9 protein-coding genes are annotated in these 7,458 nt (G+C 70.4%); 5 read left to right on the forward strand and 4 right to left on the reverse strand.

What is annotated here, in order from left to right; translation table 11 throughout:
- Positions 1 to 675, forward strand: a 675-nt coding sequence (locus FUT87_RS28260) for an ABC transporter ATP-binding protein (protein ID WP_186830306.1), incomplete at its 5' end; no start/stop codon positions are given.
- Positions 676 to 702: 27 nt separating this feature from the next.
- The gene (locus FUT87_RS01685) at positions 703 to 1,602 is read left to right on the forward strand and encodes a hypothetical protein (RefSeq protein WP_147239853.1); all 900 of its coding nucleotides are present in this window, start codon (positions 703 to 705) and stop codon (positions 1,600 to 1,602) included.
- A gap of 51 nt (positions 1,603 to 1,653) precedes the next feature.
- On the opposite strand, the gene FUT87_RS01690 is transcribed toward FUT87_RS01685, so the two are convergent.
- From FUT87_RS01690 to FUT87_RS01700, 4 genes are all read right to left on the reverse strand, one after another.
- The gene (locus FUT87_RS01690; protein WP_147239854.1) at positions 1,654 to 2,232 is read right to left on the reverse strand and encodes an NnrU family protein; all 579 of its coding nucleotides are present in this window, start codon (positions 2,230 to 2,232) and stop codon (positions 1,654 to 1,656) included.
- Positions 2,233 to 2,299: 67 nt separating this feature from the next.
- The gene (locus FUT87_RS01695; RefSeq protein WP_147239855.1) at positions 2,300 to 2,533 is read right to left on the reverse strand and encodes a hypothetical protein; all 234 of its coding nucleotides are present in this window, start codon (positions 2,531 to 2,533) and stop codon (positions 2,300 to 2,302) included.
- A 31-nt stretch (positions 2,534 to 2,564) separates the two neighbouring features.
- Positions 2,565 to 2,699 carry a hypothetical protein gene (locus FUT87_RS30205; RefSeq protein WP_255488915.1) on the reverse strand — a complete coding sequence of 45 codons (135 nt, stop codon included), beginning with the start codon at positions 2,697 to 2,699 and terminating at the stop codon, positions 2,565 to 2,567.
- A 182-nt stretch (positions 2,700 to 2,881) separates the two neighbouring features.
- On the reverse strand, positions 2,882 to 3,367 hold the full coding sequence (locus FUT87_RS01700; RefSeq protein ID WP_147239856.1) for an Lrp/AsnC family transcriptional regulator: 486 nt from the start codon (positions 3,365 to 3,367) through the stop codon (positions 2,882 to 2,884).
- Positions 3,368 to 3,580: 213 nt separating this feature from the next.
- Between FUT87_RS01700 and FUT87_RS01705 the strand changes: the two genes are divergently transcribed.
- The 3 genes from FUT87_RS01705 to FUT87_RS01715 all read left to right on the forward strand — a co-directional run bounded on the left by FUT87_RS01705 (position 3,581) and on the right by FUT87_RS01715 (position 7,288).
- Complete coding sequence (locus FUT87_RS01705) at positions 3,581 to 4,675, forward strand: saccharopine dehydrogenase family protein (RefSeq protein WP_147239857.1); 1,095 nt, start codon at positions 3,581 to 3,583, stop codon at positions 4,673 to 4,675.
- A gap of 14 nt (positions 4,676 to 4,689) precedes the next feature.
- Positions 4,690 to 6,192, forward strand: coding sequence for an aldehyde dehydrogenase family protein (locus FUT87_RS01710; protein WP_147239858.1), 1,503 nt, complete (start codon positions 4,690 to 4,692; stop codon positions 6,190 to 6,192).
- A 127-nt stretch (positions 6,193 to 6,319) separates the two neighbouring features.
- Positions 6,320 to 7,288, forward strand: coding sequence for a 2-oxoadipate dioxygenase/decarboxylase family protein (locus FUT87_RS01715; RefSeq protein ID WP_404935342.1), 969 nt, complete (start codon positions 6,320 to 6,322; stop codon positions 7,286 to 7,288).
- The last annotated feature ends 170 nt before the right edge of the window (positions 7,289 to 7,458 follow it).

A 7,458-nucleotide genomic window follows, 5' to 3' on the forward strand; every position in this document is an offset into this window, starting at 1 on the left:
GACCGCGCCCGGCTGCTGACCTCGCTCTGCTACATCCCCGACGTCGCCGTCCTGCCCAGCTGGGCGCGGGTGTCGGAGCTGATCCGCCTGATGGCCGGCCTGCAGCCGCGCTTCTCCACGGAGCGCGCCCGCCAGCTGCTGCGCCGCACCTCCGTCGGCGAGAACGACAAGGTCAAGCACCTGTCCAAGGGCATGGTCACCCAGCTGCACCTGGCGCTGGTCGCGGCCATCGACGCGAAGCTCATGATCCTGGACGAGCCCACGCTCGGCCTGGACGTGATGTCGCGCAAGAGCTTCTACGAGATGCTCATCGACGAGTGGTGCGACGGCGAGCGCTCCGTGCTGATCTCCACCCATCAGGTGGAGGAGGTCGAGTCGCTGCTGTCGGACGTGATCATGCTGGACGAGGGCCGGCTGGTGCTGGACATCTCGCTGGCGGAGATGGACGAGCGCTTCGTGGCGCTGTCGCACGATCCGGAGGCCGCCGAGGCCGTCGCGGCCAACCACCCGCTGCTGCGCTACCGCGTGCAGGGCCGGCCGGCCGCGCTGTTCGACGGCGTCGCGCCGGACACCGTCGCTCACCTGGGGCAGCGCGTGCGCCCCAGCCTCGTGGACCTGTTCATGGCCCTGACCCGCAAGCCCGAGATCCAGGCGCGCACGCCGGAATCGGCCTGACCCGCGACCCCTCCTCAAGGACATCCCATGACGCTCTTCAACACGCTGCTGCTGCGCGAGTGGCTGCAATACAAGCGCGCCTGGCTCGGCCTGGTGCTGGTGCCCATCCTGGTGCTGCTGGCGCTGGTGCCGTTCAGCCAGGTCGATGGCATCGACGTGCCCAGCCCGGAGCCGGTCGCGCTGATCGCCGGCCTGCTGACGGTCGCGTTGGTGCTGACCCTGGCCATGGCCGTCTCCGGCTACCAGCTGCTGGGCCTGGCCCGGCGCGACCAGCAGGACCGCTCGATCGAGTTCTGGTCCTCGCTGCCCGGCAGTCATGCGGCGAGCCTGGGCGCACCGATCGTCGCGCACGGCGTGCTGATGCCGGCGGTCGCCGTGCTGCTCGGCGTCGCCGGTGGCGTGGTCGTCGGCTCGGCGATGGCGTTCAAGGAGTTCGGCCTCTCGGCGCTGCAGCAGACGCAGTGGGCCGCGCTGTTCCAGGCCACGCTCTGGCTGAGCCTGCGGCTGGTCGTCGGCGTGGTGCTGGCGTCACTGTGGATCGCGCCGATCGCACTGGCGCTGATGGCGGCCTCGGCCTGGCTCCGGCGCTGGGGGGCGCCGCTGCTGGTGATCGGCGTGGGCGCCTTCCTCAAGATCTACAAGGACGAGCCCGTCGCCCAGACGCTGAAGCAGCTGCTCAAGACGCAGATGGAAGGCGTCGCCAGCGCCTGGGTGCAGAGCGGCACCCGGCTGATCGTCGAGTCCAACGGCGACGGGCGGCTCGACATGCAGGACTTCTTCGACATGCTGTTCCGCTTCCCCGACTTCGCCCGCGACGGCCTGCCGCAGGTCCTGCATGCGGCGCTGCATCCGCAGTTCTTCGGCGGGCTGGCGCTGGCCGGGGTGTGCTTCTGGCTGCTGGTGCTGCAGCGCAAGCGCAGTCTCTGATCCGCGGCGCCGGGCGCGCTCGAGGGGCCCCGCCAGCGCGCGGGGCTTCCTTCATCCGACGGTCGGGAACGGGCTGACGCCGATGAGCGCGCGGTGCAGTCCAGCCACGAACACGATCCAGACCACGACGCCGATCGCCACCGCGATCGCGGTTCCGCGCGCGGTGCCGGCCGGCGGGCGTGGTTCGGGCCGACGCCGCGCCGAGCGGTAGTCCAGGACCGCCCAGACCAGGAAGGCGCCGAACAGCACGAGGTCCGCGACGGTGTTGTTGGCCAGCAGGTGGCCCAAAGCCCAGAGCTTCACCGCCAGCACCATCGGGTGCCCCAGCTTGGCCTTGAGGTGGTTGCGCGGCACGTAGGCGGCCGCCAGCAGGATCAACGACCCCAGCATCAGCAGCCCCGCCAGGTGATTCATGCCGCGCGGCGTCGCCCAGAGTGGATGGGGATCGAGTCGCGCCTGGCCATAACCCCAGAGGATGAGCAGCAGGCCGACGAGGGAAACGGCGGTGTAGCTCAACTTCCAGCGGCGCTCGCCCCAGGCGGCGAGGCGGGCGTCGCGCCAAGCCGGCGCGACGATGCGGACCGAATGCGGTCCGAGGAACAGGATCAATCCGAGGATCAGTGCCCACATGGTGAAGTCGCTCCTTGTCGGCGCGGACTATGCCCGCGCCGGGAGCGGCTCACCAGTGCGGTCCGGATCAAGAGACCGTTGTCGGTGACGGGGCGAATGCGGGCGGGACGGGGGCCGTGGGCGAGGCCCGGACCTGGCGCAGGTCGCCTTCGGCATGGTCGAGCCAGGCCAGCGCGGCCAGCAGCGCCAGCAGGGCAACGGCGATGCCGAGCGCCCGCAGCAGGACGCGGCGCCAGCGGTGATCGGACGCGGGGCGCGGCGCGGGCACGTGCGCGCCGCCGAGGCGGGCGGGGGCTTTCATGGCGGAACTCCAGCGAGGCTTGCCGCCGGGCTCAGGGCAGCACGGCGCCCAGGCCCCACAGCAGCGCCGGATAGACCGCGCCCCAGGCGACCGCGAGGATCGCGACGGCCTTCATGCCGAGGAAGATCGGCGGGACATGCTTGGCGGTGACGGATGGCTTCGACATGGTGCGCTCCTGGAGCTGTCAGCTCATGCCGTGCAAACGGCGTGCCAACTTGCGCCGTTGACTGCCGAATGCGTCAAAAACACAGCGTTACGCGGGCTTGACGAGCAGGACATGCCCGTCCGTGATCGACGTCACGGTGGTCACTTCCCGTCACGTGGCCCGTCCCGTGGCCGCGTCGGCCCTCAGGCGCTCCGGTCCACCCGCAGCGCCAGCAGCACGGAGGTGTGCGTCTTGATCACGCCTTCGATCTCGCCGATCTCGTCCAGCAGCGCGTCCAGCCGCGCCGTGCTGTCGGCGCGCAGCGTGGCCATGTAGTCGAACTCGCCGCTGACGGACGCCAGCTGGCGCAGCTCCGGCAGCCGGGAAAGCCGCTTCACGACTTCCCGCCCCGCGCGTGGCTGCACCGTGATGCCCACGAAGGCCTGTACGCCTCGCTCGACTGCCTCGCCGCCCAGCCGCACGGTGTAGCCGGCGATCAGGCCCTCCGCCTCCAGCCGCGCCAGCCGCGCCACCACCGTGGTGCGTGCCACGCCCAATTGGCGGGCGAGGTCGGCGGTGCTCGCGCGGGCATTGGCCTGCAGCAGCGCGATCAGCTCGCGGTCGGTCTGGTCGCGCAGCGTCGCCGGCGTGGCGGGTGAGGGCTGGGGCGCGCTCTTCTTCGCGTTCATGAGGGCCTCGGCGAATCGTGATGGAATGCTCGGGATAAACCCTTGTTTTCGCCGGAATGAATGATCCTGCCGACGAATCGTCAGCATAGAGGCGTTTTTCGTCGAAGTCGCGCTTTCTTTCGTCAGCAGAGGTTCCGACACTGCGGCCATCGCATCTCTCCGGCCTGCTGCGCGCGCCGGGACCTCTTCTTCCAGGATCACAAGGAGCACGACATGAAAGTGGCATTGCTGGGCGCCGGACACATCGGCCAGACGATCGCGCGACTGCTGCAGGGCAGCGGCGACTACCAGGTCACCGTGATGGACAAGAACGCCGCGGCGCTCAAGCACCTGGCCGGCCAGGGCCTGTCGACGAAGACCGTCGACACCGAGGACAAAGGCCAGCTCGCCGCGGCGCTGCGCGGCCATGACGTCGTCGTCAACGCGCTGCCGTACCACCTGGCGATCACCGCCGCGCACATGGCGCTGGAAGCCGGCTGCCACTACTTCGACCTGACCGAGGACGTGGCCGCCACCAAGGAGATCAAGCGCATCGCCCAAGGGGCCAAGACCGCCTTCATGCCGCAATGCGGCCTGGCCCCCGGCTTCATCGGCATCGTGGCGCACCACCTGGCCAAGCGCTTCGATTCGCTGCAGGACGTGAAGATGCGCGTCGGCGCGCTGCCCGCCTTCCCGACCAATGCGCTGAAGTACAACCTGACCTGGTCGGTCGACGGCCTGATCAACGAGTACTGCCACCCCTGCGAGGCGATCCACGACGGCGCCGCGATCTCCGCGCTGCCGCTCGAGGGCCTGGAGCACTTCTCGCTCGATGGCGTCGAGTACGAGGCCTTCAACACCTCCGGCGGCCTGGGCACGCTGTGCGAGACCTGGGAGAACAAGGTCCGCAACCTCGACTACAAGACCGTCCGCTATCCGGGTCACCGCGACCTGATGATGTTCCTGCTCGACGACCTGGCGCTGAAGAACGACCAGGAGAAGCTCAAGGACATCATGCGCAAGAGCATGCCCGCCACGATGCAGGACGTGGTCCTGGTGTTCGTGACCGTCTCGGGCATGAAGAACGGCGTGCTGATGCAGGAGGTCTTCGCCCGCAAGATCTTCGCCGAGCGCGATGGCGAGCAGCCGCTGTCGGCCATCCAGATCACCACCGCCGCCGGCATCTGCGCCGCGGTCGACCTGTTCCGCGAAGGCAAGCTGCCGCAGTCCGGATTCATCCGCCAGGAAGAGGTCGCGCTGCCGGACTTCCTCGCCAACCGCTTCGGCAAGGCCTATCAGCAGTCGCGCCAGGTCGAATCGATCGGCTGAAGGAGAATCCCGCGATGACTACCACCACCGACCTGCTGGCCGCCCTGGGCGTGCCGAGCGCCGCCTTCACCGGCGGCTCCATGACCGTCCGCAGCCCGATCGACGGCGCGGTGATCGGCGCGGTCCACGAGGCCAAGCCCGCCGACATGACCGCCGCGATCGCCCGGGCGCAGCAAGCTTTCCTGGCCTGGCGCACCGTGCCGGCGCCCAAGCGCGGCGAGCTGGTCCGCCTGTTCGGCGAGGAACTGCGCGCCAACAAGGCCGCGCTGGCCCGCCTGGTGTCGCTGGAAGCCGGCAAGGTGACCAGCGAGGGCGAAGGCGAAGTGCAGGAGATGATCGACATCTGCGACTTCGCCGTCGGCCTGTCGCGCCAGCTGCATGGCCTGACCATCGCCAGCGAGCGCCCCGGCCACCGCATGATGGAGCAGTACCTGCCGCTGGGCGTGGTGGGCATCATCTCGGCCTTCAACTTCCCGGTCGCGGTGTGGGCGTGGAACTCGGCGCTCGCGCTGGTCTGCGGCGACACCTGCGTGTGGAAGCCCAGCGAGAAGACCCCGCTGACGGCGCTCGCGACGCAGGCCCTGTTCGAGCAGGCCGTCGCCCGCTACCAGGGCGCGCCGGCGCATCTGTCGCAGGTCCTCATCGGCGGCGCGGCGGTCGGCGAGGCGCTGGTCGACGACACGCGCGTCGCGCTGGTCTCGGCCACCGGCTCGACCCGCATGGGCCGCGCGGTCGGTCCGCGCGTCGCGGCGCGCTTCGGCCGCTGCCTGCTCGAGCTGGGCGGCAACAACGCGATCATCGTGACCCCGAGCGCCGACCTGGACCTGGCCGTGCGCGGCATCCTGTTCGGCGCCTACGGCACGGCCGGCCAGCGCTGCACGACGACGCGCCGCGTCATCGCGCACGAGTCCATCCATGACGAGCTCGTCGCCCGACTGGACCGCGCCCGCGCGCAGCTCAAGATCGGCAGCCCGGTCGAGCCCGGCAACCTGATCGGCCCGCTGATCGACCAGGGCGCCTTCGACGCGATGCAGTCCGCGCTGAAGGCCGCGCGCGAGCAGGGCGGCGAAGTCAGCGGCGGCGAGCGCGCGCTGGCGTCGCAGTACCCGGAGGCGTTCTACGCGGTGCCGGCGCTGGTCCGCATGCCGGCGCAGACGGACATCGTCAAGCACGAGACCTTCGCGCCCATCCTGTACACGCTGAAGTACAAGACGCTGGACGAAGCGATCGCGCTGCAGAACGACGTGCCGCAGGGCCTGTCCTCGGCGATCTTCACGAACGACATCCGCGAGGCCGAGACCTTCGTCAGCGCCAGCGGCTCCGATTGCGGCATTGCCAACGTGAACATCGGCACCTCGGGCGCGGAGATCGGCGGCGCCTTCGGCGGCGAGAAGGAGACCGGCGGCGGGCGCGAGTCCGGCTCGGACGCGTGGAAGGCCTACATGCGCCGCACCACCAATACCGTCAACTACTCGCGCGAGCTGCCGCTGGCGCAGGGCGTGAAGTTCGATGTCTGAGCGCGCGAGCGAACTGAAGGTGCAGAGCGCGCTGAGCCTGCGCGTGGCCGAGGCCGCCGGCAGCGGCGTCTTTGCGCTGCTGCGCGGTGCGCTGGGCCTGGACGCGGCGCAGGCCGCCTTCGAGCGGCTGCATGTCGTGCCCGGTCTGTTGAAGCCTGCAGGGGAGCGCGTCTCCCGCGCGGAGCTGGCGCAGGCGCTGAACATGGCGCTGTTCCTCGACGTCACGCAGCGCGTGCCGATGGCGGCGGCCTATGTCGCCGACCTGCAGCGCGAAGGCCAGCAACTGGTGTTCGACCATGGCGCGCTGCGCACGGTGGCGTGGCCGAGCGGCGCGCTGCCGCCCGGCGAGGCCGCCATCACCCGCGTGCTGCGCCCGCTGGGCTTCACGATGGCGGCGATCTATCCGCTGCCGCGGCTGAAGATGACCGGCCGCGCCTGGCGCCATGCCGACTTCCCCGAGGACATCGCGCAGTTCTTCGTCTCGGAGCTGCATCCGGAGCGCTTCTCCGGCAGCTTCCAGGGCGCGGTGACGCGCGTGCTGTCGACCTCGCGGGATCCCTTGACGCCCGCCGACCTGGCGGTGCTGGAGCAACTGGCGCGTGACGGCGACCTGCCGATGGCGGCGGCGAGCGCGCTGCTGCCGCGGCTGGTGGGCTGCTTCGCGCGCCAGCATGGGCTGTTCGAGGCGGACGACTATCAGGCGCTGCTGGCCGAGTCCGCCGAGATGGCCTGGATCGCGACCGAGGGCAACGCGTTCAACCATGCGACCGATCGCGTGACCGACATCGACGCCGTCGTCGCGGCGCAGCGCGCGCTGGAGCGACCGGTGAAGGACACGATCGAGACCTCCGCGACCGGGCGCGTGCGCCAGACCGCGTTCAAGGCGGCGCGCGTGATGCGAGAGTTCCTCGACCGCGGCCAGCGCGTGATGCTCGAGGTGCCGGGCAGCTTCCATGAATTCATCCAGCGCGCGCCGCTGGACGAGTCCGGCGCGCTGGACCTGGCCTTCGACGCGGGCAACGCGACCGGCATCTTCAAGATGACGGCCGGCGCGGCGACCGACGCGGACACCGCGGGCGAGGCGGCTTCGTGCTGAGCGGAACGCCGGACTCGCCGCAAGCCGCCGGTGCCTGCGGCCAACTGACGGGCTTCCTCGCGGAAGCCCGCGCCGTTTGCGGCGATGCCTTCGTGCAGGACGGCGCGGCGATCGAGCCGCGCTACCTGCAGCCGGCGCGTTATGCGGCGGGGCAGGCGGCGGCGCTGGAG

Source organism: Mitsuaria sp. TWR114 (assembly GCF_007997345.1).

What these genes read in the sequence shown, in the direction of transcription:
- FUT87_RS01705 (WP_147239857.1), top strand. Translation starts at nt 3,581, where the DNA reads ATGAAAGTGGCATTGCTGGGCGCCGGACACATCGGCCAGACGATCGCG.
- FUT87_RS01695 (WP_147239855.1), bottom strand. Translation starts at nt 2,533, where the DNA reads ATGAAAGCCCCCGCCCGCCTCGGCGGCGCGCACGTGCCCGCGCCGCGC.
- FUT87_RS01685 (WP_147239853.1), top strand. Translation starts at nt 703, where the DNA reads ATGACGCTCTTCAACACGCTGCTGCTGCGCGAGTGGCTGCAATACAAG.
- FUT87_RS01700 (WP_147239856.1), bottom strand. Translation starts at nt 3,367, where the DNA reads ATGAACGCGAAGAAGAGCGCGCCCCAGCCCTCACCCGCCACGCCGGCG.
- FUT87_RS01690 (WP_147239854.1), bottom strand. Translation starts at nt 2,232, where the DNA reads ATGTGGGCACTGATCCTCGGATTGATCCTGTTCCTCGGACCGCATTCG.
- FUT87_RS30205 (WP_255488915.1), bottom strand. Translation starts at nt 2,699, where the DNA reads ATGTCGAAGCCATCCGTCACCGCCAAGCATGTCCCGCCGATCTTCCTC.
- FUT87_RS01710 (WP_147239858.1), top strand. Translation starts at nt 4,690, where the DNA reads ATGACTACCACCACCGACCTGCTGGCCGCCCTGGGCGTGCCGAGCGCC.